The 25,429-nt window shown below is 39.0% G+C and carries 19 protein-coding genes; 9 read left to right on the top strand and 10 right to left on the bottom strand.

Features of this window, described 5'->3' with window-relative positions; genetic code table 11:
* Window positions 1–54: 54 nt before the first annotated feature.
* From DHW03_RS08500 to DHW03_RS08470, 7 genes are all read left to right on the top strand, one after another.
* Window positions 55–1,023 (top strand): Rossmann-fold NAD(P)-binding domain-containing protein, encoded by a 969-nt coding sequence (locus DHW03_RS08500; RefSeq protein ID WP_109925322.1) that lies wholly within the window; start codon window positions 55–57, stop codon window positions 1,021–1,023.
* 256 nt (window positions 1,024–1,279) lie between these two features.
* Window positions 1,280–2,104 carry an acetylglutamate kinase gene (gene argB, locus DHW03_RS08495; RefSeq protein ID WP_109925321.1) on the top strand — a complete coding sequence of 275 codons (825 nt, stop codon included), beginning with the start codon at window positions 1,280–1,282 and terminating at the stop codon, window positions 2,102–2,104.
* 123 nt (window positions 2,105–2,227) lie between these two features.
* Window positions 2,228–3,037 (top strand): pyrroline-5-carboxylate reductase, encoded by an 810-nt coding sequence (gene proC / locus DHW03_RS08490; RefSeq protein ID WP_109925320.1) that lies wholly within the window; start codon window positions 2,228–2,230, stop codon window positions 3,035–3,037.
* Window positions 3,038–3,110: 73 nt separating this feature from the next.
* The gene (locus DHW03_RS08485) at window positions 3,111–4,175 is read left to right on the top strand and encodes a M20 family metallo-hydrolase (RefSeq protein ID WP_205940983.1); all 1,065 of its coding nucleotides are present in this window, start codon (window positions 3,111–3,113) and stop codon (window positions 4,173–4,175) included.
* A 27-nt stretch (window positions 4,176–4,202) separates the two neighbouring features.
* A complete protein-coding gene (gene argH, locus DHW03_RS08480; RefSeq protein ID WP_109925319.1) occupies window positions 4,203–5,534 on the top strand; it encodes an argininosuccinate lyase in 1,332 nt (443 codons plus the stop codon).
* Between the two features lie 64 nt (window positions 5,535–5,598).
* Window positions 5,599–6,852, top strand: coding sequence for a pyridoxal phosphate-dependent aminotransferase (locus tag DHW03_RS08475; RefSeq protein ID WP_109925318.1), 1,254 nt, complete (start codon window positions 5,599–5,601; stop codon window positions 6,850–6,852).
* Between the two features lie 87 nt (window positions 6,853–6,939).
* Window positions 6,940–8,460, top strand: coding sequence for a glycoside hydrolase family 32 protein (locus tag DHW03_RS08470; protein WP_109925317.1), 1,521 nt, complete (start codon window positions 6,940–6,942; stop codon window positions 8,458–8,460).
* Between the two features lie 58 nt (window positions 8,461–8,518).
* On the opposite strand, the gene DHW03_RS08465 is transcribed toward DHW03_RS08470, so the two are convergent.
* Window positions 8,519–10,102 carry a peptide chain release factor 3 gene (locus tag DHW03_RS08465; protein ID WP_109925316.1) on the bottom strand — a complete coding sequence of 528 codons (1,584 nt, stop codon included), beginning with the start codon at window positions 10,100–10,102 and terminating at the stop codon, window positions 8,519–8,521.
* A gap of 298 nt (window positions 10,103–10,400) precedes the next feature.
* Here DHW03_RS08465 and DHW03_RS19625 point away from each other — a divergent pair, with 298 nt between their 5' ends.
* Both DHW03_RS19625 and DHW03_RS08455 read left to right on the top strand, forming a co-directional pair.
* Window positions 10,401–12,668 carry a helix-turn-helix domain-containing protein gene (locus DHW03_RS19625; RefSeq protein WP_205940982.1) on the top strand — a complete coding sequence of 756 codons (2,268 nt, stop codon included), beginning with the start codon at window positions 10,401–10,403 and terminating at the stop codon, window positions 12,666–12,668.
* Between the two features lie 290 nt (window positions 12,669–12,958).
* Window positions 12,959–13,567 (top strand): SprT-like domain-containing protein, encoded by a 609-nt coding sequence (locus DHW03_RS08455; protein ID WP_109925315.1) that lies wholly within the window; start codon window positions 12,959–12,961, stop codon window positions 13,565–13,567.
* Between the two features lie 30 nt (window positions 13,568–13,597).
* Here DHW03_RS08455 and ade read toward each other — a convergent pair whose 3' ends face one another.
* The 9 genes from ade to accB form a co-directional block, all read right to left on the bottom strand.
* Window positions 13,598–15,235 carry an adenine deaminase gene (gene ade / locus DHW03_RS08450; protein ID WP_109925314.1) on the bottom strand — a complete coding sequence of 546 codons (1,638 nt, stop codon included), beginning with the start codon at window positions 15,233–15,235 and terminating at the stop codon, window positions 13,598–13,600.
* Window positions 15,236–15,338: 103 nt separating this feature from the next.
* Window positions 15,339–17,315, bottom strand: coding sequence for an alpha-ketoacid dehydrogenase subunit alpha/beta (locus DHW03_RS08445; RefSeq protein ID WP_109925313.1), 1,977 nt, complete (start codon window positions 17,313–17,315; stop codon window positions 15,339–15,341).
* A 36-nt stretch (window positions 17,316–17,351) separates the two neighbouring features.
* The gene (locus DHW03_RS08440; RefSeq protein WP_109925312.1) at window positions 17,352–18,740 is read right to left on the bottom strand and encodes a LutB/LldF family L-lactate oxidation iron-sulfur protein; all 1,389 of its coding nucleotides are present in this window, start codon (window positions 18,738–18,740) and stop codon (window positions 17,352–17,354) included.
* Window positions 18,741–18,830: 90 nt separating this feature from the next.
* Complete coding sequence (locus DHW03_RS08435) at window positions 18,831–20,468, bottom strand: M28 family peptidase (RefSeq protein ID WP_109925311.1); 1,638 nt, start codon at window positions 20,466–20,468, stop codon at window positions 18,831–18,833.
* A gap of 32 nt (window positions 20,469–20,500) precedes the next feature.
* On the bottom strand, window positions 20,501–20,938 hold the full coding sequence (rpiB, locus tag DHW03_RS08430) for a ribose 5-phosphate isomerase B (protein WP_109925310.1): 438 nt from the start codon (window positions 20,936–20,938) through the stop codon (window positions 20,501–20,503).
* A gap of 45 nt (window positions 20,939–20,983) precedes the next feature.
* Entirely contained in the window at window positions 20,984–21,865 is an 882-nt protein-coding gene (tatC, locus tag DHW03_RS08425) for a twin-arginine translocase subunit TatC (protein WP_109925309.1), read from the bottom strand.
* Between the two features lie 178 nt (window positions 21,866–22,043).
* Window positions 22,044–23,249 (bottom strand): LVIVD repeat-containing protein, encoded by a 1,206-nt coding sequence (locus DHW03_RS08420; RefSeq protein WP_109925308.1) that lies wholly within the window; start codon window positions 23,247–23,249, stop codon window positions 22,044–22,046.
* 187 nt (window positions 23,250–23,436) lie between these two features.
* Entirely contained in the window at window positions 23,437–24,783 is a 1,347-nt protein-coding gene (gene accC / locus DHW03_RS08415) for an acetyl-CoA carboxylase biotin carboxylase subunit (protein ID WP_109925994.1), read from the bottom strand.
* A gap of 160 nt (window positions 24,784–24,943) precedes the next feature.
* Window positions 24,944–25,417: an acetyl-CoA carboxylase biotin carboxyl carrier protein gene (gene accB, locus DHW03_RS08410; protein WP_109925307.1), complete on the bottom strand. Its 474-nt coding sequence runs from the start codon at window positions 25,415–25,417 to the stop codon at window positions 24,944–24,946.
* Window positions 25,418–25,429: the final 12 nt, after the last annotated feature.

The following is a 25,429-nucleotide window of genomic DNA, read 5'->3' as shown; positions in this document are numbered from 1 at the left end:
GCTTTTTCGTTAGCATGAAGCTTGCCGCCTTTAGCTTTTAAGCATTAAAAAAAAATGAAACTTTTTACTTCCGTACACGATGTTCCAAGCATCAAACAATTTGTTAAGGATGCACTCGAATTAAAATCGAATCCTTTCGCACATCAAAATTTGGGTAAAAACAAAACTTTAGGGTTAGTTTTTATGAATCCAAGTTTGCGCACCCGCTTGAGTACCCAAAAAGCGGCTCTTAACTTAGGTATGAATGTGATGGTCATGAATTTGGACAAAGAAGGTTGGGCATTGGAAACGCAGGATGGTGTAGTGATGAATGGCTCCACTGTAGAGCACATACGCGAAGCAGCTGCAGTAATGGGCCAATATTGCGATATTTTAGGATTGCGTTCTTTCCCTAAACTAAGCAACCGAGAAGAAGATTATAGTGAAGATTTCTTTAACAAATTTGTGAAGTATTGTGCAGTGCCCGTTGTGAGCTTAGAAAGTGCAACACGTCACCCACTACAAAGTTTTGCTGATATCATTACCATTCACGAAACGTGGACTAAAAAACCCGACGGTAGAAAACCTAAAGTTGTTTTGGCTTGGGCGCCACATGTAAAAGCATTGCCTCAAGCTGTTCCGAATTCTTTTGCAGAATGGATGTGTAAAGCGCAGGATGAAGGGATGATTGATTTTACAATCGCTCAGCCAGAAGGCTACGAACTCTCCGGAGATTTCACACCTGGTGCTGATATTCAATACCATTTGGATGAAGCCTTAGCTGGTGCGGATTATGTTTACGTTAAAAATTGGAGCAGCTACAAGGAATACGGGAAGGTTTTAACCTACCCTGATGGATGGATGATGAACAATGAAAAGCTGAAGTTTACAAATGATGCAAAAGTAATGCACTGTTTGCCCGTTCGACGCGATTTGGAATTATCTTCAGAAATTTTAGATGGGCCAAATTCACTTGTCATTCATGAGGCAGGTAACCGCCTGTGGGCAGCGCAAGCCGTACTTAAAGCGATGCTGGAAAGCTAAAGACCGAAGACTAAGGCTGAAAGGCTAAAGCTGAAAGACTAAAGGAGAAGGACCGAAGACTAAAGCTGAAAGACTAAAGGAGAAAGACCGAAGATTAAGGCTGAAAGGGTAAAGCTGAAAGACTAAAGGGGAAAGATTAATGATGGAAGTTGAAAGACCAAATAGTTAATAAACTTTTGTTTTCTTTTGTTCCTTTTGTGGTTCAAAAAAGAAGAAAATCCAAGGCTTTATAGAATAATGACAAAAAACTAAAATGATGAAGCAACTTACAATCATAAAAATCGGAGGAAATGTAATTGATAATTCTCAAAATTTACATCAATTCCTTTTAGATTTTACAGCTTTGCCTGGCGATAAAATCTTAGTTCACGGTGGTGGTAAAATCGCTACCGAACTTGGAGAAAGTCTTGGTATTGAAGCGAAAATGGTTGAAGGGCGTCGGATTACAGATATTGAAACCCTGCGGATTGTAACCATGGTTTATGCAGGCTTAATTAATAAAAACATGGTTGCCCAACTACAAGCTAAAGGCAGCAACGCAATTGGATTAACCGGTGCAGATGGAAACATCATCAAAGCCAAAAAAAGGCCAATTGTTAAAGTTAAACCATCGGCGGGAAATTTAGAAGCCACTGAAATTGATTACGGTTTTGTTGGCGATTTGGACGAGACTTCAGTATCTGCCGATACCCTAGATAGTTTGCTAAGAGCAGGGCTTGTTCCGGTTTTGTGCGCCATTACACACGATGGGGAAACACAACTCTTAAATACAAACGCCGATACCATTGCATCATCAGTAGCGGTAGCGATGTCAGCTTTATATGAAACACGTTTGGTATATTGCTTTGAGAAAAAAGGCGTGCTGAAAGATGTAAATGATGAAAGCTCTGTAGTGCGGGAAATTGGCGCCCATGAATTTGAAGGTTTAAAAGCAAATGGTACTGTACAAGGTGGTATGATTCCAAAATTGCACAATGCTTTTGAAGCCATAAAGAAGGGTGTAACTGCTGTTTATATCGGTAAAGCCGATGAACTTGACGAACTGGAAGCGGGCACTTTCGGTACTAAAATGAAACCTTAAATCCAAACTAGCCATAGTCGATGAGCTCAACTTGTCGAGCTTATTGCATATAAAAATGCTGAAATTGCTATTCAAACAAACACCAATCGGCCTAACCAGCTGAAATAAATTAAAAAGAACCACATGAAGAAAATAGCCATAATTGGTAGTGGAAATATCGGTTTATCCCTAGCAAAAGGATTGGTTAAAGCCGATTTTGCAAAAGCAGCTGATATCACACTAACTAGAAGAAACATCGATCACTTACAAAGTTTTGCCGATGCTGGCTTTGTGGTGAGCAATAACAATAAAGACGCAGTTGCCAAGTCAAACATTTTGATTCTTGCCGTTTTACCTCAACAATTAAATACGGTTTTAGATGAAATTCACCCTGTAGTTAATCCAGCAAAGCATTTAGTCATTTCAGTTATCTCTGGAGTAAGTTGTGCTGCGGTGAGAGAGAAGTTAGGGGCTGATGTGGAGGTAATTCGTGTAATGCCGAACACAGCAATTGCTATTGGTCAATCTATGACATGCATAGCCAGCGATAATGCCACGGTAGAAAACATCACCGACGTTACCAAAATGTTCGAAACGGTTGGTTCCGTTGTAAAAATCAATGAAGATTTAATGACCTCTGCAACGGCACTGTGTGCCTGTGGCATTGCATTTTTTTTACGGGCAATCCGTGCAGCATCTCAAGGTGGGGTAGAGATTGGTTTCCACGCAGATGAAGCCTTGAAAATGGCAGTTCAAACGGCCAAAGGAGCGGCAGATTTATTATTATTACACGGAACGCATCCAGAGTCAGAGATAGATAAGGTAACTTCGCCAAAAGGTTGTACCATTGCAGGTTTAAACGAAATGGAACACAATGGTTTTAGTTCATCCCTAATAAAAGGCATAAAACTTTCTGCGCTACAAGCAGGAAATTTATACACCAAAGCACAATAAAAGCGTAAAGCAAATTTAAAGGTTAAGGCTTGAGGCATTTTGCCACTAAGCCTGATACCAACGATTCGAAACTATGTTGTTAGAAAATATACAAAAGGAAAGTCTAGACTTATTACGCCAGTTAATTCGTATTCAGTCGTTTAGCAAGGAAGAAGATAGAACAGCAAATTTAATTGCTCAATTTTTAGAAGAAAGAGGAATTAAAACGCATCGTAAAATGAATAACGTTTGGGCTTACAACAAGCATTTCGATGCGAGTAAGCCAACTTTGTTGCTAAATTCTCATCACGATACCGTAAAACCAAATTCAGGTTACACACGCGATCCATATGATGCCGCTATTGAGGGTGAAAAATTATTCGGCTTAGGGAGTAACGATGCCGGTGGATGCCTGGTTTCATTAATTGGAACGTTCTTATATTTTTATAACCAAGAAGAGTTAAAATATAACATTTGCTTGGCAGCAACGGCAGAAGAAGAAATCTCAGGGAACAACGGTTTGGAATTGGTTTTGCCCGATTTGGGCCCATTAGAATTTGGGATTGTGGGCGAGCCTACTGAAATGCACCTGGCCATTGCTGAGCGTGGCTTATTGGTTTTGGACTGTGTTTCGCATGGTAAAGCTGGCCATGCGGCCCGAGAGGAAGGGGAAAATGCAATTTACAAAGCATTGGCTGATATTGAATGGTTTAGAACCTATCAATTCCCAAAAGTTTCTGAAGTATTTGGTCCGCTGAAAATGACGGTTACCATTATCAATGCTGGATCTCAACACAATGTTGTGCCAGCCAATTGCACATTCACGGTTGATGTAAGGGTAACAGATGCCTACACCAATGAAGAAGTATTAGAAATTATCAGAGCAAATGTAAGTTGCGATGTTACGCCCCGTTCCATCCGATTAAAACCATCATCAATAGATAAAAATCATCCGGTGGTAGTGGCAGGTGTTGCACTCGGAAAAACCACTTATGGCTCTCCAACTACATCCGATCAAGCCTTGTTGGATATTCCATCCGTAAAATGTGGTCCAGGTTTTTCAGGTCGTTCGCACATGGCAGATGAATTTTTATATGTTAGAGAGGTTGCAGAAGGCGTAGAAGGCTACGTAAATATGTTGAAGCCGGTTATCCAATAAACAATTGTAATTTTATAAAAATTAATAATGAAAATCTGGCAAAAAAATATCGATGTAAACCAATTTGTAGAAACCTTTACTGTGGGTAAAGATCGGGAATTGGACTTGCAAATGGCAAAATTTGATGTGTTGGGGTCTTTGGCGCACACACAAATGCTAGAAACCATCAATCTGTTAACGGCTGAAGAGTTGAAAACCGTTCAAATAGAATTGAAAAATATTTACGCTGAAATTGAAGCTGGAAATTTTACGATTGAGGACAGTGTAGAGGATGTACATTCGCAGGTAGAATGGTTGCTTACTCAACGAATTGGCGAAGCAGGCAAGAAAATACACAGTGGGCGTTCTCGCAACGATCAGGTTTTGGTTGATTTAAAGTTGTTTTTCCGGGCCTGCATCGAAGATATGGTTAACCAAACCTCAACTTTGTTTAACCAACTAATTGAACTCAGCAATACCCATAAAGATAAATTATTGCCAGGTTATACGCACTTGCAAATTGCCATGCCATCATCTTTCGGTTTGTGGTTTGGCGCCTACGCAGAAAGCCTTGCAGATGATATGGAATTGATGCTGGCCGCTTGGAAAATCACCAATAAAAATCCATTAGGCTCGGCAGCGGGATATGGTTCGTCGTTCCCGTTGAACAGAACACTCACAACAGAATTGCTGGGCTTCGAAAGCTTAAATTACAATGTAATTTATGCACAAATGGGTCGTGGTAAAACCGAAAGAATTTTAGCACAGGCCATGAGTGCTGTAGCTGCTACCTTAGCCAAAATGGCTATGGATGTTTGTTTGTTCATCAATCAAAACTTTGGTTTTATCAGTTTTCCGGCAGAATTAACCACCGGATCGAGTATTATGCCACATAAGAAGAATCCTGATGTTTTTGAGTTGATCCGATCACGCTGTAACAAAATCCAAGCTTTGCCAAACGAAATTGCGATGATGATTACCAATCTGCCGTCAGGCTATCATCGTGATTTACAATTGCTTAAAGAGAATCTCTTTCCTGCAATCACCTCCTTGAATGAGTGTTTGGAGATCGCGACATTCATGTTCCAAAATATCACCATCAAGGATGATATTTTAAAAGACAAGAAGTATGATTATTTGTTTAGTGTTGAGGTGGTTAACGATTTAGCTTTGCAAGGTGTCCCTTTTAGAGAAGCCTATAAAATTGTTGGGGAACAAATTGAAAATGGTACTTTTGCACCATCAGGCGAAATCCATCATACACACGAAGGGAGCATCGGAAACCTCTGCAACGCACAAATTTCTGCAGCAATGGAAGAAGTTTTGGCTCAGTTTGGTTTCGAAAAAGTAAATAAGGCAATTGAGGAATTGGTTCGATAGGTGGTGCTTTAAGTTGATCGTCGATTTAAAGATATGACCTCAAGGGCGAAAAAAAAATAAAAACATGAAAGTTTCAATATTAGCCAGCGCATTGGTTGGATCAGAAATTATTAAAATTGGCAACGAAGTTAACGAGATGAAGCGAAAAGGTGCTTCGATTGCTAACCTAACTATTGGCGATTTTGACTCGAATATTTATCCAATTCCGTCTGAATTAAAAGCCGGAATTGTTGATGCCTATAACGCAAATCAAACCAATTATCCGCCAGCAGATGGGGTTTTGTCATTAAGAGAAACTGTTTCTGAATTATTGAAAGATCGATTTGGCTTGGAATACAACACCAACAGTATTTTGGTTTCAGGCGGCTCTCGTCCATTAATTTACGCTACATTTTTAGCTTTAATTGATCCGGGAGATACCGTGGTTTTCCCAGCACCATCGTGGAATAACAATCACTATTGCCACTTAACATCGGCAAAAGCAATTGCGGTAGAAACGGATGCAGAGCATAATTTTATGCCCACTGCAGCTCAGTTGAAACCACATTTAAAAGGGGCAACTTTATTGGCTTTATGCTCGCCATTAAATCCAACAGGTACCATGTTCGATGCCGATTCATTAGCAGAAATCTGCGATGTCATTTTGGAAGAAAATGCATCACGCGCAGCAGATGAGAAGCCATTGTATTTGATGTACGATCAAATTTACTCGCTATTAACTTTTGGTAAAGAACATGTAAATCCAGTTTCACTGCGCCCAGCAATGAGAGAATTTACCATTTTTGTGGATGGAAGTTCTAAATGCTTAGCCGCAACAGGTGTGCGTGTAGGTTGGGGCTTCGGACCAGAAGATATTGTGAATAGAATGAAGGCATTGGTTGGGCACATGGGCGCTTGGGCACCAAAGGCTGAGCAGGTTGCCATGTCTAACTATTTCAATAATAAGGCACAAGTTGATACTTATTTAACCAACTTTAAAGGGCAAATTCAAGAAAGTTTAAACGCTTTGTACAATGGCTTCAACGCCTTGAAAAATGAGGGCTTTAATGTGGATGCCGTTGAGCCAATGGGCGCAATTTATTTAACCATCAAAATTGACTACATCGGTAAGACAACCGAAGATGGGCAGTTGTTAAAAGACAGTGCAGATGTAAACTTCTATTTAATTAAAGAAGCGGGCGCGGCTTTAGTTCCTTTTTCTGCCTTTGGAAACGAGCACAGTATGCCATGGTTTAGGGCATCGGTTGGTGCTTGTACCCTGCAAGATATTAAAGATATGTTGCCAAGGATTAAAACAGCCTTAAGCAAGTTAAAATAACCTGCCTGATATAAAGCTTAAAAGCCCATGAAGAATCATTTCTTCATGGGCTTGTTTTTTATTAACTTGTTTGTTCAAATCTAACCTATGAATAAGCTTAAGTTACTCCCCATTCTTTTTTTACTTGGAATTTCAAATGGTTTTGCGCAACATGCAACAACCCAATGGCGGCCAACCTATCACTTTACTTCGCCATCTAATTGGCTCAACGATCCAAATGGATTAATCTATTTAGATGGAACATTTCATCTTTATTTTCAGCACAATCCTTTCGAAAATAAATGGGGTCACATGAGTTGGGGCCATGCCGTTAGTAAAGATTTAGTGAATTGGCACAACCTGCCCGTAGCCATTCCCGAAAAAATAAGCAAAGATACCACAACCATGATTTTTTCAGGTTCGGCGGTTCTGGATAAAGATAATGTGAGTGGCTTCGGTAAGGGTAAGGCGCCGGTTGTTGCCTTCTATACTGCCGATTTGCCTAAACAACACAATGAATCACAATATATGGCTTACAGTACCGATGGAGGCTTAACATTTACCAATTATAATAAAAACCCAATTATTGACCTTAATAAAAAAGATTTCCGCGATCCAAATGTTTGGTGGCATGAAGCATCCAAGCAATGGATTATGACGGTTGCAATGGTTGATGAGCATCAAGTACGGATTTATGGTTCGAGCAATTTAAAAGATTGGAATATATTGAGCGATTTCGGCAAACAGGGCAATCAAGGCAGCGGGTGGGAATGCCCGTTTATGATTCCATTAGCAGTTGATGGCAATAAAAATAATTTAAAGTGGGTTTTGGTCATTTCCTTATTCGGCCCAAAAGGACCAACCATGCAATATTTTGTGGGTAATTTTGATGGCAAAGTTTTCAAAAATGATAACGATGGTGATCGGACTCTTTTAATTGATGATGGAGACGCTTTTTATGCTGGAATTCCATGGAATGATGCCCCAAAAAATAAAAAAATATTGTTGGGTTGGTTGCAACCTGGAGGAAAAGAAACTTATCCATGGAAAGGGCAAATGTCGATACCCAGAGATTTATCTTTAAAAATTACAGATGAAGGTATTCGATTGTACCAACAACCTACCAACATCATATTTAGTAAATTAAATAAGCATTCGGAAAGTAATTTTATCACGAAGCAGAATTTAAACCTATATGGGAATACAGATTTAGGTTTGAGTAAAAATAGCTATTGGATTGATGCAGAATTTGATGTAAAATTAGCCAAGAAAATTGGTTTTAAAATTTCCCAGTTAAAGGATGGTAAAGGCAATATCATCAAAGAGATTGAGGTTGGTTATGATGTGCTTAATAGTGAACTCTATGTAGATTGTTCTCGTTCAGAAAAGGGAATTAAAAATGATAAAAACATTGTTCAAGTGGCTCATGTGAGTCCTAAAAATGGAAAGATTAAACTTCAAATTTTATTGGATAAATCATCCTTAGAAGTTTTTGGTAACGACGGACAAAAGGTAATCACCACGATGGTTTTTCCAGATGAAAATGCCACGGGTTATGCCGCTTTCGCAAGTGGGGGAATAGCTACATTAAGCCGCCTTAAAGTTTGGGATTTAAGTAAAGGACAATAATTAAAAGGTGAATTTTGAATACTATAGTTTTTTCATTCAAAGTTCACCTCAACCATCCTTAACTTTTAAATTCGCTCGTTTTATGGAAATCAATATCAGGATAATCCTGTTTGGTTAAATTAATCATGTACTCGCTATCGGCTAAATACACTGGATTTGCTTCTTTATCAAAGCCGATGTGCTGTTGCTTACGTTTTACAAACTCATCCAGTTTTTTTCGATCAGCTGAAGTTACCCAGCTCGAACGGGTATAGCTTAAAGTTCTGAAACGACATTTTGCCCCGTATTCATGTTCTAACCGGAAATTTATTACCTCAAACTGAAGTTCACCCACAGCACCAATCACTTTTCTGTTTCCAGGTTGCATTACAAATAATTGTGCCACACCCTCATCAGTTAATTGCTCTATGCCTTTTTCCAATTGTTTGGTGCGCATCGGATCCATATTTTCAACTTCCTTAAAGATAGATGGAGAAAAACTTGGTATGCCTTTAAACTGAAGTTTCTCGCCCTCCGTTAAAGTATCGCCAATTTTGAAGTTGCCACTATCATATAAGCCAACCACATCGCCAGGCCATGCCTCTTCTACAATGCTTTTTTCATTAGCCATAAAGTCCATCGGGTTCGAAAACTTCAATTTCTTATCCTGACGAGTATGATAGTAGAATTTGTTGCGTTCAAATTTGCCAGAGCAAATACGTAAAAAGGCAATTCTATCGCGGTGTTTGGGATCTAAATTTGCGTGAATTTTAAATACAAAACCGCTAAAGTTTTTTTCGCCAACCAAAACATCACGCTCCTCAGCCTCTCTATGTCGCGGACTAGGTGCAATATCAATAAACGTATCTAAAAGCTCCTTAATGCCGAAGTTGTTAATGGCGCTACCAAAAAATACCGGTGCCAGTAAGCCATCGTTATAAAGTTCTTTGTCAATTTGTCCATAAACGCCATCAACAAGTTCTAAATCATCTTTTAAGTTACTGATTTCGGTATCCTTTAAAAAATTGGTTAAGTTATCATCATCCAAATCTTCTACGGCGATAACTGAATTTGAAATTTTGGTCTTATCTGGCTGAAATAAATTTAGATGTTTGTTGTAGATGCTATAAACGCCTTTAAATGTATGGCCTAAGCCTATCGGCCAAGATAATGGGCAAAGGCTAATGTTCAATTTCTCTTCAATTTCATCTAATAAATCGAAAGCTTCTTTACCCTCTCTATCCATCTTATTAACGAAGATAATGACCGGTGTATTCCGCATTCTGCAAACAGACATCAGTTTTTCTGTCTGTTCCTCCACACCTTTAACACAATCTACAACTAAGATTACGCTATCCACAGCCGATAAAGTACGATAAGTGTCTTCCGCAAAATCTTTGTGGCCTGGTGTATCTAAAATGTTGATGCGTTTTCCACTGTATTCGAAACCCATTACCGAGGTTGCAACCGAGATACCACGTTGTTTCTCAATTTCCATAAAATCGGACGTATTGCTTTGATTTGCTTTGTTCCTTTTTACAGCACCAGCCGTATTAATGGCACCACCAAAAAGTAGGAATTTTTCCGTCAAAGTAGTTTTGCCCGCATCGGGGTGACTAATAATGGCAAAGGTTTTACGTTTTTCTATTTCAGGGTTAAGCATAACAAAATTTTGGGTAAAAAAAAGACAATGAAACGGAGTTAAAGAAATTTAACTGCAATAAGATTTGAATAGTTTTGTTTCATTTTATGCAAAGATAATAATTTTGCACAACTGTTCGTGTGCCTTTGTGTGGTTAAGCGAGTAAAATTGAGGTTAGATGATTTGGTGCTTTTGCCAATGTAAACGATTAATTTTTAAGCATTCGCTAAATTATTCTACAAATCATACTTATTTTTGTGCTAAAATTGTTAGCTTTATTTATCCCTCCAGAATAAAGCAAATCATAATATCATTGCAGATGCCAGAGTTAGAAGAGACTTCTATGGCCGCTGAAATCGCGGCAAAATTTATTAATTACACATCCAAACACGTCTTTTTAACCGGAAAGGCCGGGACAGGAAAAACCACTTTCTTGCGAAGACTTATAAAATTAACGCATAAAAAGGCCTTGATTTGTGCGCCAACGGGGATAGCGGCAATTAATGCAGCCGGTGTAACCATCCACTCTCTTTTTCAGTTGCCCTTTGGCGCTTTTTTTCCTGATGCCGCAGGAAATATTATAAACCAGAGCATCAGTTTCAATTTTAATACGCCGAAAACCATTGTAAAGCATATGAATATGCAAGGGAATAAGCGTAGAATGCTTCAGGAATTAGAGTTGTTGGTAATTGATGAAGTGAGTATGCTGCGTGCGGATATGCTGGATGCGATTGATTTTGCACTTCGGTATGTGCGTAGAAATAGAAACGTACCATTTGGCGGCGTTCAGGTACTTTTTATTGGCGATTTACACCAGCTTCCACCTGTAGTTAAAAACGACGAATGGAGGGTGATGGCAGGTTTTTACAAAAGCATTTACTTTTTCGATGCGCTCGCCTTACAGAACAATCCGCCAGTTTATATCGAGTTGGATAAAATTTATCGACAAGATGATGCAGTATTTATTAATCTCTTGAATAACCTCCGAAACAATAAGATTACCCCAGAAGATACGGCATTATTACGCCAGCATTTCAGACAGGATTTTAAACCCTCTACCGATGAAAATTACATTACGCTCACCACACACAACAATAAAGCCGACAGCATAAATCGCGAAAGATTAACACAACTTAAAAACAAATCGTATTTCTTCGAAGCAAAAATTCAAGGAGAATTTAACGAGTATGCATATCCCAACGATAAAAGTTTAGAACTTAAAGTGGGTGCGCAGGTGATGTTTATTAAAAATGACATGACTGCCGAAAAACGGTATTACAACGGCAAAATAGGTGTGGTACATCATATAGAAAAGGATTTAATTGAGATAGAATTGCCAGATGAACAAACGGTGATTGAAATTACCCCTTACACTTGGGAAAATGTAAAGTATAAGTTAAACGAGGCCACCAATGAAATTCAAGAAAACGTTGCAGGTTCATTCATACAATATCCAATCAAATTAGCTTGGGCCATTACTGTTCATAAAAGCCAGGGTTTAACTTTTGATAAGGCCATAATTGATGTTGGTGATGCCTTTGCCCCTGGACAGGCTTATGTGGCATTATCGCGTTTGCGCAGCTTGAAGGGTTTGGTTTTAACATCACATCTGCGCGAAAGTGGCTTGCAACAAGATCAAAATATCCATTATTTTTCGAGTACCAAACAACCCACAGAGGTTTTAACGCAACAAATTAGTTTAGAAAGTTACGATTTTATCAGAACCTATTTGTTGACTGCTTTTGATTTGAATCTGATTAGATATTACATCAAAGAGCATTTGCAAACCTTTGATAAGGGTGAGAAATCCATCAAGCAGAGATATGATGATTGGACCATGGAACTTTACAAAGATTTCCAAAAGATAGCCGCAACAGCCGATACCTTTATTAACCAGCTTAAAGGGCTATTTGCCCAACAAACTGAACATACACTTTTTAATGTATCGAAAAGGGTGGAGGCCGCATTAAAATATTTCAATCCATTAATAAAGGGCGTTTCCGATCGGTTTTTAGCCCATATAGATTCTGTTAAAGAAGAGAAACAAATTAAAACTTATGTAACAGAACTGCTTGAACTGGAAATTTTGGTTTATGAGCAACTGAAAAAGATGCACAAAAGCAAAGCTTTGCTTAAAGCAATTATTGAAGGGAAAGAGTTTAGCAAGGCCGATACGGAAGCACTACTAAATGTGACTGAACGCAATGAACAATTGCAAAAGGCCATACAACTGAAAGGCCAGGTGTTGAAAGTGAAATCGCCAACGGAAAAAAAGAAAAAAGAACCCAAAATAGACACTAAGTTAATCAGCTTCGAACTCTACGAACAAGGCAAAACGCTACCAGAAATTGCAAAGGAAAGGGGTTTTTCTATTGCCACGATTGAAGGTCACTTGGCTTATTATGTGTCGGCGCAACAGTTAGATGTAAGCAAACTGGTTAAGTCAAATAAAATTAAAAATATAAGCGATGCCGTGGAGAGCCAAAAGACAAAATCATTAGGTACTTTAAGAGATTTTTTAGGTAAGGATTATTCCTTTGGCGAGATTAAGTTGGTGTTGGCCTCATTATTTCCATCAGATGATTAGAAGAAAGCGAAAAGAAGAAAGCAAAAAGAAGAAAGCGAAAAGCTGAAAGACCAAAGATGAAAAGCCAAAGCAGAAGCACCAAAACGAGGGATATGGAGATTGTAAAATAAACTGTTGTTTCAAACCTAATCGACTCTTTTGTTTTAGTCTTTTGCCCCTAGTCTTTCCCCTTTAGTCTTTTACCTTTGGTCTTTTGTGTCGGGTCTTTCCCCTTTAGTCTTTTACCTTTACCCTTTCCCCTTTGGTCTTTCCCTTTAGTCTTTTACCTTTGCTCTTTGATTTGCACTTGAATGAAAAATACTGATTTGCTTGCCCAATACATGCCAGAACCTGCGGCCCCGCTTATTGCAAAGTGGATAGATTATTTTCAGTGCGAATTTAAAATTGCAAAAACACGTTCCACAAAACTTGGCGATTATCGGCATCCATATCGCGATAAGGGTCACCGCATCTCTGTAAATTATAATTTGAATCATTACTCCTTTTTGGTTACTACCGTACACGAATTTGCACACTTATTAACGTGGAATGATTTTAAAAACAAGGTGAAACCACATGGTTCGGAGTGGAAAAAGAATTTCCAGAGGATGATGGTGCCTTTTTTTGAAATGAACATTTTTCCTGAAGACATTCATAAGGCCATAAATAATTACATGTCTAATCCGGCGGCATCAAGTTGTTCTGATTTACACCTATCTCGGGCCTTAAAAAAATACGATTCCGGTCAAACGGAAACCTTGCATTTAGAGCAATTGCCCATTCATTCTACATTCAAAATTAAAGATGGCAGAAGATTTACCAAAGGCGAGCGCATCAGAAAACGCTACCGTTGCGTTTGTTTGGACGATAAAAGAATTTATCTATTCAATCCTTTGGCAGAGGTTTTTGTGTTGAGCTAGCGTTTTCGCCTTAGGTGGTTTACCAATGCCTTAAATAAACTTAAATTCATCTCCATCAAACAGCCCTTTATCGCTTAGTTTCAAATGTGGAATCACCAATAGGGCCATGAAAGATAGCGTCATGAAAGGTGCAACTAAAGTTGAACCCAATTCTTTTGCAAATCGATCGATAGAGGTATAGCGCTCAGCAACGTCAAATCCATTCCGATTGCTCATCAAGCCAGCAACTGGCAAGGGCAATAATTCTTCCTGTCCGTTACCCAAAGCAACCACACCGCCAGTTGCTTGTATTACCAAATTTACAGCCGTACAGATGCTTTCATCATCAACCCCCACCGCAATGATGTTGTGGCTATCATGGGCTACGCTCGAGGCGATAGCGCCAGTTTTCAACCCGAAATTTTTCACAAAGGAAATTGCAATAGGTGCATTTTTGTAGCGGTTTACCACAACCATCTTCAACACATCGGTTTCTAAATCGCTAATCAGATTGCCATTTAGCACCTTTGGTTTTTTTGTTAACTTATTGGTGATTAATTGCCCATCTAATGCTTCTATCACTAAAATTTCTGTTTCACCTTTGTGCGGATAAATAAAATCCTCTACTTTTTTTAAACTACAATCGAACTGATTTACAGCTTCTTGATCGTCAACCTGTTTTACCCAATCGCCAACCAATTTGCCGTTTTCAGCAAGTAGGATACCATCAATATAGGTTTGTTTAACATTGAAGTTCTTTAAATCTTCCAGTACAATAAAATCGGCATTATCGCCAATTTGGAGTTGCCCCACATCTAATTTATAGTGGAGTATTGGATTGATGCAGGCCGCTTGAAGCACCTTGAAAATATCGATCCCTTTTGCTATGGCTCTGGCACAAAGCTGATTGATGTGGTTTTCGACCAAGCTATCTGGATGCTTGTCATCACTACAAAACATCATCATTTCTGGCCAATCATGCATTAAATCGATTAGCGCTTCGAAGTTTTTTGCTGCACTTCCTTCCCGAATTAGAATTTTCATGCCACGTTGCAATTTGTCTAAAGCTTCTTCGGCTGTAAAACATTCATGGTCTGTAGAAATTCCGGCGTCGATATATTGTTGTACGGTATCTCCTCGCAAACCCGGTGCGTGCCCATCTACAGGTTTTCCTAATTTGTGAGCGGCAGCAATCTTTTTTAAAACTTCTTCATCTTTGTAAAGTACACCCGGAAAATTCATCATTTCGCTGAGGTATTTTATTTCCGGACGCTCCAATAGTGACTGAACATCGTGATGATTCAGTTCTGCCCCAGCCGTTTCGAAAATGGTTGCTGGAACACAGCTCGGCGCACCAAAATTAAATTTGAAGGGAACGGTATTTCCATTCTCGATCATAAACTCTACACCCTTCATTCCGCAAACGTTGGCAATTTCATGTGGGTCGCTAATGGTAGCCACAGTGCCATGTAGCACGGCAAGCCTCGCAAATTCGCTGGGAATCAACATGCTGCTTTCTATGTGGACATGGCTATCTATAAATCCTGGGGTGATGAAATGAACACCCTCTTTAGCCTCAGCTATTTTGTTAATGGATTTTATCTTGCCCATCTCCACTTCAACTTCTCCAAAGAAAATGTTTCGTTTAGTAATGTTGACTAGGTTTCCTTCGATTTTGAAATTGCTCATTGGCATATAATTCTTTTTAGGCAGTCCACCGCCTTTACTTTAGGGTTTATAGCAATTGGATTTTGAAATCAATTCCGCACAAATCGCGGTAAAGAGGTGCTGTTTAGTATTTTAATAATTTATCTACGGTTTCTGATAACCTTGACTTCGCTAAAAAATCTTCCTCCAATACTTTATTCATCGGGATGGCAGTATCCAAACTGGCGCAACGTAAAACGGGGGCGTCCAGATATTGGAAACAATGTTCGCCAATCCATGCAGAAATTTCGGCTCCAAATCCATTGGTTAGGGTGTCTTCATGTAAAATTAAAACTCTGCCCGTAGCCATCACCGCATCCCTTACGGCATCTTGATCCCAAGGCTGTAAAGTTCTTAAATCTATCAATGTCGCTTCATGCTCGGGATGAGTTTTTAAATAATCTAAAGCCCAGTGCACACCTAAGCCATACGTTATTATCGAAAATTTGCTGCCCCGTGCAAGCGTAACAGCTTTACCAATTTCTGTTGTGTAGTAACCGTCCGGAACGGGTGCCATTAAACTTCTATACAAATATTTATGCTCGAAATAAAGCACTGGGTTTGGGTCTTCAATAGCTGAAAGTAATAACCCTTTTGCATCTTCAGGGAAAGCGGGATATACGATTTTTAAACCCGGGGTTTTGGTAAACCAAGCTTCGTTACTTTGAGAGTGAAACGGACCGGCACCCGTTCCTGCTCCTGTGGGCATTCTCACCACAACATCGGCCTTCTCTCCCCAGCGATAGTGTGTTTTTGCCAAATTATTTACGATTTGATTGAATCCACAAGTTACAAAATCGGCAAATTGCATTTCTACTACTGCTTTATAACCATTGATGGATAAACCCAAGCCTGCGCCAACAATTGCCGATTCGCAAATGGGCGTATTGCGTACTCTACCTTTTCCGTACTTGGAAGTAAAACCATCGGTAATTTTAAAGGCCCCGCCATAATCTGCAATATCCTGACCCATCAAAACCAGATTTGGATATTTTTGCATAGCCAAATCCAGACCGTCTGTTATGGCATCTAGGTATCTTTTTTCTGTTGAGGCTTCCCCTTTTTCAATGATTTTCGGTTGGTGTGGGAAATACATATCTGCTTCTTCCAGAGCAGCGTTAGCTATGGGTTCAGGCGCTTCAAATGCGGCTTCAACTTCCAATTCCAGATCTCTTTTGATTTGAAATTTCAGATCCAAAATCAAATCAGCCGTTAGAATGCCTTGTTCCAATAAATAATTTTCATAATTGCTTAATGGATCTTTCTGCTCCCACTCATCAAACAATTCTTGGGGTACATATTTTGTGCCCGATGCTTCCTCATGTCCGCGCATCCTGAAAGTTAAGCACTCCACTAAAACAGGGCGAGGGTTTTTACGCAAATCGGTAGCTAAGCGATTGATGGTATCATACACTTCTAAAATGTTGTTTCCATCTACTTGCACACCTTCTATGCCGTAACCGATTGCCTTATCAATTAAATTTTTGCATCTAAATTGCTCCGCCTTTGGCGTTGAAAGGCCGTAGCCATTATTTTCGATGAGGAAGATAACGGGCAAATCCCAAACAGCGGCAACATTTACGGCTTCATGGAAATCGCCTTCGCTTGTTGCTCCTTCGCCTGTATAAACTAAGGTTACTCTTTGCCTTTCGGCTAAAACATCTGCCAGGGCGATACCATCAGCCAAAGCCATTTGTGGGCCAAGGTGAGAAATCATACCAATGATTTTATAATCTTGAGTGCCAAAATGAAAAGAGCGGTCTCTACCTTTGGTAAAGCCTGTGATTTTGCCCTGCCATTGCGCCATCAATTTTTTCAAAGGAATATCCCGTGTAGTAAATACACCCAGATTGCGGTGCATGGGTAAAATATATTCATCGCTCTGCATGGCCAAGGTACTGCCTACGGCAATTGCCTCTTGCCCAATTCCCGAGAACCATTTTCCAATTCTGCCTTGGCGCAGAAGTTTCAGCATTTTGTCTTCAACCATTCGTGGGTAAAGAAGCCTTTTATATAAATTCAATAAGAATTTGTCGTCTTTGTCGCCGCGATGGAAGTGCATATTGGTTTTCGGTTTACAGTTAGCAGATCAGGATGATTAAGATTCCTTATTTTTCTTCATTTCCTCAAATTGCTTTGCAAAAGATTTATCGGCAACTTTTGGCATTTCGCGATATTTGCCCCAACTTTTTTTGAAGAAAGTTTTCAGCATAAAGTTTTTAAATTTTCCGCCAAAAAAGTCCATCCATTTTCGGTTTTGCATCATTTTGTTAAATGCGCTCCAACCAATTTCTTCTACTTTTCCATTATCGTGTGCCGTTGCCGCATCTCTTCGATTGAGCAATAACATTTTATGAATATCAATTTTAACTGGACAAACCTCCGAGCATTTGCCACAAAGACTAGAAGCATAACTTAAATGCTTAAATTCTTCCATGCCTTTTAGGTGCGGTGTAATTACTGAGCCGATAGGTCCGCTGTATGTGGTGTTGTAAGTATGGCCGCCAATATTTTTATACACTGGACAAGCATTTAAACAGGCACCACAACGAATGCAATATAAACCCTGGCGCTGATCTTTTTGAGCTAGAAGGTTTGTACGCCCATTGTCTAACAGGATTACATACATTTCTTCAGGGCCGTCGGTTTCGTTTGGCTGGCGGGGCCCACTCAAAATGGTGTTATAAACCGTAAGATTTTGTCCAGTGCCGTGGGAGGACAGTAAAGGCCAGAATAGATCTAAATCTGCCATTGAAGGAATGATTTTTTCAATTCCAACAATTGCAATATGTATTTTAGGGAAGGTGGTGCTCAAACGGGCATTGCCTTCGTTTTCGGTTAAGGCAATACTTCCTGTATCGGCGATGAGGAAATTACCCCCACTAATCCCAATATCGGCATTTAAGTATTTATCTCGAAGGAGTTCTCTCGCTTTCTGTACCAATTGCGGCGGTGTTGCATCAATGGGTGTCCCGAATTTATCATGGAATAATTGTGCAATATCCGTAGCACTGAGGTGCATGGCAGGTGTAACAATGTGATAAGGTGCTTGTCCAAGCAATTGTACGATGTATTCGCCCAAATCACTCTCTAAGGATTCTATCTGATTGCTTTCTAGAAATTCATTGAGATGAATCTCTTCGGTAGTCATCGATTTTGACTTGATAACCGTTTTGCCATTATTTCTTTTAATGATGTTAAGGATTTCCTGTTGGGCCTCTTCGGCATCATTTGCCCAAATTACCTTTCCGCCTCTGCGTTGAAAATTCGATTCAAATTCTGGCAAGAACTTATCGAGGTTTTCCATCACCCGCCACTTAACAACATGAGCTTTCTTTTTAGATGCTTCTAGGTTTTCGAATTTAGATAATCCGCGTTCAACAGCTACGTTGTATTTACCAATATTGTAATTTATGGTTTTACGATGTGGTAAATCAAAAGCTTTTTCATCGGATTTTTCTAAAAATTCCTCGGAGGTTTTCATCATATTTCAAAGATAGGAATTTCTGTTGCCAGCAGAAGTATTGTGCATAAAAAAGCCCCCCGAATAATCGGGAGGCTAAATATTTTTACTTTATTATTTCTTTGGATTGCCTTTTCCATCCATATCAACAACCGGACGTTTTGCTTGGTTAGCTAACTCCCAGCCAATATAGTAGGTTAAGTGTGCTCTTTTTGCCAACAACTCAAAGTTAATTTTGCTTACCTCATCGCCAGGCCTGTGGTAATCCTGTTGCAACATACCATCGTAATAGAAAATAATAGGAATGCCAAGTTTAGCAAAGTTGTAATGATCTGAACGGTAGTAAATACGCTCTGTATCATTAGGATCGTCATATTTAAAATCCAGTTTCATTTTAGTGTAGGTTGCATTCACTCTATCCTGAAGCGTAGCCAAATCGCTACTTAACATTTTCGAACCTACTGAATAAATGTAGTTTGCTGAATCGGGTTTACCCAGATATTCCTCACCAACACGACCAATCATGTCGGTATTTAAATCAGCAATCGTGTTTTCTACAGGAAAAACTGGATGTTCAGAATACCATTCAGAACCCCATAGTCCTTTTTCTTCACCAACAACAGTCATAAACAAAATGCTGCGTTTAGGGCCTTTGCCTGCTTTTTTAGCATCAGAAAATGCCTTAGCCATTAACAACACGCCAGTGGTACCAGAGCCGTCGTCATCTGCGCCATTGTTTATCTTATCCGGTCCTTCAACATCAGGTGTAATCCCAATATGGTCGTAATGTCCAGTTAGAACCAAAACTTCTTTCTTTAAAACAGGATCAGTTCCTTCTAAAAATCCCAATACGTTTTCGCAACGAACAGGTGTTTCTTTTTTCATTGCACTTGCAGAAATGGCAACACTTAAAGTTTGTGAAGCGGGTTTCATCGTTTCGGCAATTTTCTTCTGTACAGCATCAACCGAAGTGTTTGCAGTTTTTAAAATTTCATTTGCCGTTGCTGTAGAAATTGAAATCGATGTAAAAGGGTTTTGCTTTTTCATCCTTTCGATGTTTTCTGCAGTTTTCATCACGTTCGATCCAGCAGTATAAGATGCCTTACGGGCTTCTGTTATATTATCAAGCGTTGGGTCGATTAAGATAACCGCCTTTGCCTTGCCTTGAGCCAAGTACGACATTTTTTTGGCACGGGCCATCATAGCTTGGCGACGATCTGTTTTATCTCCAGCTTTCGCCGTTGGATCTCCAGCAGCAAACATCATCACCACTTTTCCTTCTACATTAATGCCGTCGAAATCGTTATAGCCATCTTTTGTTAAACCATAACCCACAAACACTACATCATTTGCACTAAAAGTGAAACCGTTTAAACCAACAGAATTGCTCAAGATTACAAAATCTTTATAAGCTTGTTTTGGCTGGCCATTAATCGTAAACATACTTTCGCTCACACTATAATTTGCCAGATCGATTTTTTGGAAATAATCGCCATTTACAGGGCCTTTCAATCCGATTGATTTAAAGTAATTGCGGATGTAATCTGCAGCCATCCATGCGCCTTTTGTTCCCGTCTCACGACCTTCGTACTCATCGGAAGCTAAAATGGATAAATGTTTGCGACCGTCAATTGGGTTAATGGCTTTACTAAACCTAATTGCATCCTTATTGGCTACAAGTGGTTTAATTTGGGCGAAACAACCAGCACTAAGTATGGATGCCAAGCCTAGGGAAAGGATTTTTTTATTCATTATTTTATAAATAGTTTTTGTGTTAGTGTTTTTTAGCAAGATATTTTATCCACTCTGTTTTGATGACGACCTCCTTCGAAGGACGTATTTAAAAAAGTGGTTGTAATTTCTTTTGCAAGTTCTTCTGATACAAATCTGGCAGGGATACACAAAACATTCGCGTCATTATGTTTACGTACTAAAGATGCAACCTCATTTTCCCAGCATAATCCTGCACGTATATTTTGATGTTTGTTGGCGGTGATGGCAACTCCATTTGCCGATCCGCATAGTAAAATCCCATAATCAAACTCACCCTTTTCCACTGCCGAAGCCACTGGATGAGCAAAATCTGGATAATCTACCGAATCAAGAGAAAGGGTTCCAAAGTCCTTAACTTCATAATCATTAAGGAAATTCTTTAAAACTTCCTTGTACTCAAACCCTGCGTGATCTGAACCAATAGCAATTTTTATTTTCGTATCAGACATGGCCAAATTTATAGAGAATTATGAAATCTATTCGTAATGTTTTTGTTAGTTAGCATAGAAAGCCGCTTCAGATTTTTTCTTTTTCCTCTCGATATAGGCTGACACAAAAATACTTAATTCATAAAGTAAGAAAAGTGGAGTGGCCACAATCAACATCGTCATGATATCTGGTGTTGGCGTTACAATTGCAGCTATAATTAAAATTATTACTGCGGCATATCTTCTACTTGATCTCATCAATTTTGGCGTCATCAGCCCCAGTTTAGAAAGGATGAAAATAATTACAGGAAGTTCGAATATGATGCCTGTACCTAAAGTTAAAGTAGAAACAGATGATAGATAAGAATCGACTGTAAAAGTGTTTTTAATTTCTTCACTTACGGTATATCCGGTTAAAAAGTTTACCGATAAAGGGCAAACTACGAAATAACCGAACAATATCCCAACTACGAAAAGCACTGAAGCAAAGAAAACAAAACCACTTGCCGATTTGCGCTCGTTCTCATGCAAAGCTGGCTTTATAAAACGCCAGATTTCCCAAAGCAAATAAGGGAAGCCCGCAACAATGCCACACATTACGCAAACATTTAGTTGTAAGTTAAATTGCCCAGCCATTTCGGTATTGATAATTTCACCATTAATTTTAGTGATACACATATCCTTACCCAATGATGGGAAGTGCTCTACAAGCCTACACATCATTCTATACGTCCAAAAATCAGGTTTTTTTGGGCCGAAAATTACTTTATCTAAAATTTCTTCATTAAAATAGAAGGCGATACCGGTAAATACCCCGATGGCTATAACTGCTCTAATTAAATGTTTACGAAGTACGTCTAGGTGATCGAAAAAAGACATTTCTGCCTCAAGGGTTGTTCCTTTATTCCCGATCGCTTGTAAAAGGGATGTTTTTTTAGTGTCGCTCATGTTGAAAACAAAAATACCATTCTATTTGAATAGAATGGTATGTACGTGTTAAATATAGAAATAGTTTAGCTCATTATGAGAATTAGCTGAAAAAAACCGCTCAACAGAATGCAAATTATCGATTAAAATGTTAGAACCATTTGAAGGCTAAACTGTTCCAGATTTTTAAATCCAAATCCTACATTTGTACTTTAATTATACTTAACTGCCTTAAATTTTTAGGATCGGCAGCATTAAATTGGTAGATTCCATCTGCGCCCGTTACAATTAGGGATTTAGGCCCTGCAATTACATCAAAACTTTTAACATTGCTTAAGGTTTGCAACAAGTTATCGCCAATTTTATATGGGTTAATGATGTTAAAACTTTTTATTCCAAAATTCCCTTCACATAGAAATAAATTATCGCCACTTACACTTAGGCCGTGTGGATTTTGCATAGCGTACACCGCAATTTGTTTTGGCTGAGTTGGATCTTCAATATCCACAACCTCTAATTGATTGCTTGCCTGTCGGCAATTATTTCCAGTGCGTAATGTAACATAGGCATATTTACCTTGTACAACAACAGGATCGCAGGCAAAAATGTGGCTGTAGGTGGATAGTTTTACTGGATTTGAGGCATCTGCTGTACTGAAAATATGCATGCCAGAATTTGTGCCAATAAACAGCTTATTTTCATAAGGGAAAATCGTTTCTACACCCCCAGCCAAATTGATTGTCTTTACAAAAAGTGGATTGGCTGCGGCCTTAATATCAAACAAACTTAAATTATTCATGCCAACAGTATATAAATAATCATTCATCAGCGTAAACCTTGCCATAGAGCCACCTTGCCCCGAGGTGCTTGCACTTGAGTTGTTAGAGCTGCTGTATGCATCGTAATATATCATGTTTTTGCGATAGGTTTCTTTTTTTACCAACGTGTCTTTAGTAATGTATAGATACTTTTCTGCCCCTACGGAATACTGCTGTTGAAAAACATCGTTAACCCTTTTTACTTGTTTGATGTTGTTTATGCTAGATAAATCAAAAGCCAACAAGTCGATAAAACTATCTGCATAGAGAATGTTGTTGTGAACGGCCAAATCTATGTTTCCAGGGATTTTAAGAAAGGCTACATTTATAGGAGCATTGGGGTTTGAATTGTTGTAGATGTGAATGCCCTCATTAGGTTCGTTAATAAAAAGATAATCCTTGTAAAGATATATTTTGCCGGTTTTTTTTACTTCAATTGCTTTGGATATTCCAACAGGTAAGGCCCTCATTTCTTTAACCGATATCATCTTTACAATTTGAATCAGTTCATATTCATCTTTTTTACATTGCGTAAATAAGCCAACAACAAGAAGAAGCAATAAGGCGTTAATTAGATTTTTTTTCATATTCAGTTGATTTTTATTCTAAAACGTGGGGCAAGTGTAAAACGCTACAAATTAGCTTATTAATTCTTAAGCCACACAAAAAATTATGTTGGTGTATCGATTTTAAATATTTGAGGTTTTAGATTTTGACAAAAAAAAAGAGGTCAAATTTTATAATTTGACCTCTTTTTATATTGCTTTTTTGAATTTATATCTTCTCAACAAATTCAAACGTCTCCATGAATTTCGTAGTGAAATTTCCTGCCCTAAAGTTAGGGTCTTTCATGAGTTGTAGATGGAATGGTATCGTTGTTTTAACGCCTTCAATTACGAATTCGCCAAGTGCACGTTCCATGGTACAAATCGCCTCTTCTCTTGTTTGTGCAACACAAATTAACTTGGCAATCATCGAATCGTAGTTGGATGGGATTTGATAACCTGCATACACATGAGTATCAACCCGAACACCATGCCCGCCTGGAGAGTGGAAATTGGTAATTTTGCCTGGTGATGGACGGAAATTATTTGCAGGATCTTCTGCATTTATCCGGCATTCAATCGCGTGCATATCAGGGAAATAATTTTTGCCTGATATTGGAATCCCGGCAGCAACCTTAATTTGTTCTTTAATTAAATCAAAATTAATTACTTCTTCAGTAACTGGATGCTCTACCTGAATTCGGGTATTCATTTCCATGAAGTAGAAGTTGCGGTGTTTATCAACCAAAAACTCGATTGTACCTGCACCCTCATAATTTACGGCCATTGCACCTTTAATCGCCGCTTCACCCATTCTAACACGAAGTTCATCGGTCATAAAAGGAGATGGAGATTCTTCAACCAATTTTTGGTGGCGACGTTGTATAGAACAGTCGCGCTCTGATAAGTGGCAGGCCTTACCGAATTGATCTCCAATGATTTGGATTTCAATATGGCGTGGATCTTCGATGTATTTCTCTAAATATAAACCGTCATTTCCAAATGCTGCACCAGATTCTTGGCGAGCGCTATCCCATGCATTTTCGAAATCTTCATCTTTCCATACCACACGCATACCTCTACCACCACCACCTGCTGTAGCCTTTAGAATAACTGGGTAACCCATCTCGTTCGCAATGGTGATACCTTCCTTAACACTTTCTAGCAAGCCTTCTGACCCTGGGATGGTTGGTACACCAGCAATTTTCATGGTTTCTTTAGCCGAAGCTTTATCGCCCATTCCGTTAATTTGCTCTGGTGTTGCACCGATAAATTTAATTCCATACTCACGGCAGATGTTTGAAAACTTAGCATTTTCAGATAAAAAGCCGTAACCTGGATGGATGGCATCAGCGTTTGTTAACTCTGCTGCTGAAATAATATTGGGAATATTTAAATAAGAATCTTTACTTGGTGGAGGGCCAATACAAACAGCCTCATCAGCAAAACGTACGTGTAAACTTTCGCGATCTGCGGTAGAATAAACAGCAACCGTTTTGATGCCCATTTCCTTACAGGTACGAATAATACGCAAAGCGATTTCACCCCTGTTGGCAATTAGTATTTTTTTAAACATGATTTTTTCGTTTTCGTCTTTGTTTCTATTCGAAACAATTGTAAATGCCATGATTCATGTTTCTAAAAACCATTTACACTGCGATTGCTGGTAAGATACCAACTATCTATATGTTAATCGGTTTGTTTAGCACAAAACCTTGGCGCAATAAGACGGTTTACTAAATAGGTTCAACTAAAAATAACGGTTGATCATATTCTACTGGCGACGCGTTATCTACCAATATTTTCACAATACGACCAGATACTTCACTTTCAATTTCGTTGAAAAGCTTCATCGCTTCGATGATACAAACCACTTTACCTGTACCAATTTCATCTCCAACGTTTACAAACATTGGTTTATCTGGTCCAGCTGAACGGTAAAAAGTACCAATCATTGGCGATTTAACCGTAATGTAGTTCGACGTATCTTCTGCTGCAGGAACAGCTGGTGTAGCAACTGGTGCGGTAGGCGCCGTAGCAACCGGAGCCGCTGCTTGAATAAGCGGAGCTTGTGGTACTGTAGCGTGCACAACTGTAGGTGCTTGGTTTGTTTTAATGGTGATTTTAAAGTTTTCTTGCTCGATAGCAACTTCGTTTACACCAGATCGAGAAACAAATTTAATCAGTTCCTGTATTTGTTTGATATCCATTTTTTAAGCTAG

Source organism: Pedobacter yonginensis (assembly GCF_003173595.1).
Lineage (GTDB): Bacteria > Bacteroidota > Bacteroidia > Sphingobacteriales > Sphingobacteriaceae > Pedobacter > Pedobacter yonginense.
This window is presented reverse-complemented; position numbering and strand designations above follow the sequence as displayed.

What these genes read in the sequence shown, in the direction of transcription:
- DHW03_RS08500 (WP_109925322.1), top strand. Translation starts at nt 55, where the DNA reads ATGAAACTTTTTACTTCCGTACACGATGTTCCAAGCATCAAACAATTT.
- argB (WP_109925321.1), top strand. Translation starts at nt 1,280, where the DNA reads ATGAAGCAACTTACAATCATAAAAATCGGAGGAAATGTAATTGATAAT.
- proC (WP_109925320.1), top strand. Translation starts at nt 2,228, where the DNA reads ATGAAGAAAATAGCCATAATTGGTAGTGGAAATATCGGTTTATCCCTA.
- DHW03_RS08485 (WP_205940983.1), top strand. Translation starts at nt 3,111, where the DNA reads ATGTTGTTAGAAAATATACAAAAGGAAAGTCTAGACTTATTACGCCAG.
- argH (WP_109925319.1), top strand. Translation starts at nt 4,203, where the DNA reads ATGAAAATCTGGCAAAAAAATATCGATGTAAACCAATTTGTAGAAACC.
- DHW03_RS08475 (WP_109925318.1), top strand. Translation starts at nt 5,599, where the DNA reads ATGAAAGTTTCAATATTAGCCAGCGCATTGGTTGGATCAGAAATTATT.
- DHW03_RS08470 (WP_109925317.1), top strand. Translation starts at nt 6,940, where the DNA reads ATGAATAAGCTTAAGTTACTCCCCATTCTTTTTTTACTTGGAATTTCA.
- DHW03_RS08465 (WP_109925316.1), bottom strand. Translation starts at nt 10,102, where the DNA reads ATGCTTAACCCTGAAATAGAAAAACGTAAAACCTTTGCCATTATTAGT.
- DHW03_RS19625 (WP_205940982.1), top strand. Translation starts at nt 10,401, where the DNA reads ATGCCAGAGTTAGAAGAGACTTCTATGGCCGCTGAAATCGCGGCAAAA.
- DHW03_RS08455 (WP_109925315.1), top strand. Translation starts at nt 12,959, where the DNA reads ATGAAAAATACTGATTTGCTTGCCCAATACATGCCAGAACCTGCGGCC.
- ade (WP_109925314.1), bottom strand. Translation starts at nt 15,235, where the DNA reads ATGAGCAATTTCAAAATCGAAGGAAACCTAGTCAACATTACTAAACGA.
- DHW03_RS08445 (WP_109925313.1), bottom strand. Translation starts at nt 17,315, where the DNA reads ATGCACTTCCATCGCGGCGACAAAGACGACAAATTCTTATTGAATTTA.
- DHW03_RS08440 (WP_109925312.1), bottom strand. Translation starts at nt 18,740, where the DNA reads ATGATGAAAACCTCCGAGGAATTTTTAGAAAAATCCGATGAAAAAGCT.
- DHW03_RS08435 (WP_109925311.1), bottom strand. Translation starts at nt 20,468, where the DNA reads ATGAATAAAAAAATCCTTTCCCTAGGCTTGGCATCCATACTTAGTGCT.
- rpiB (WP_109925310.1), bottom strand. Translation starts at nt 20,938, where the DNA reads ATGTCTGATACGAAAATAAAAATTGCTATTGGTTCAGATCACGCAGGG.
- tatC (WP_109925309.1), bottom strand. Translation starts at nt 21,865, where the DNA reads ATGAGCGACACTAAAAAAACATCCCTTTTACAAGCGATCGGGAATAAA.
- DHW03_RS08420 (WP_109925308.1), bottom strand. Translation starts at nt 23,249, where the DNA reads ATGAAAAAAAATCTAATTAACGCCTTATTGCTTCTTCTTGTTGTTGGC.
- accC (WP_109925994.1), bottom strand. Translation starts at nt 24,783, where the DNA reads ATGTTTAAAAAAATACTAATTGCCAACAGGGGTGAAATCGCTTTGCGT.
- accB (WP_109925307.1), bottom strand. Translation starts at nt 25,417, where the DNA reads ATGGATATCAAACAAATACAGGAACTGATTAAATTTGTTTCTCGATCT.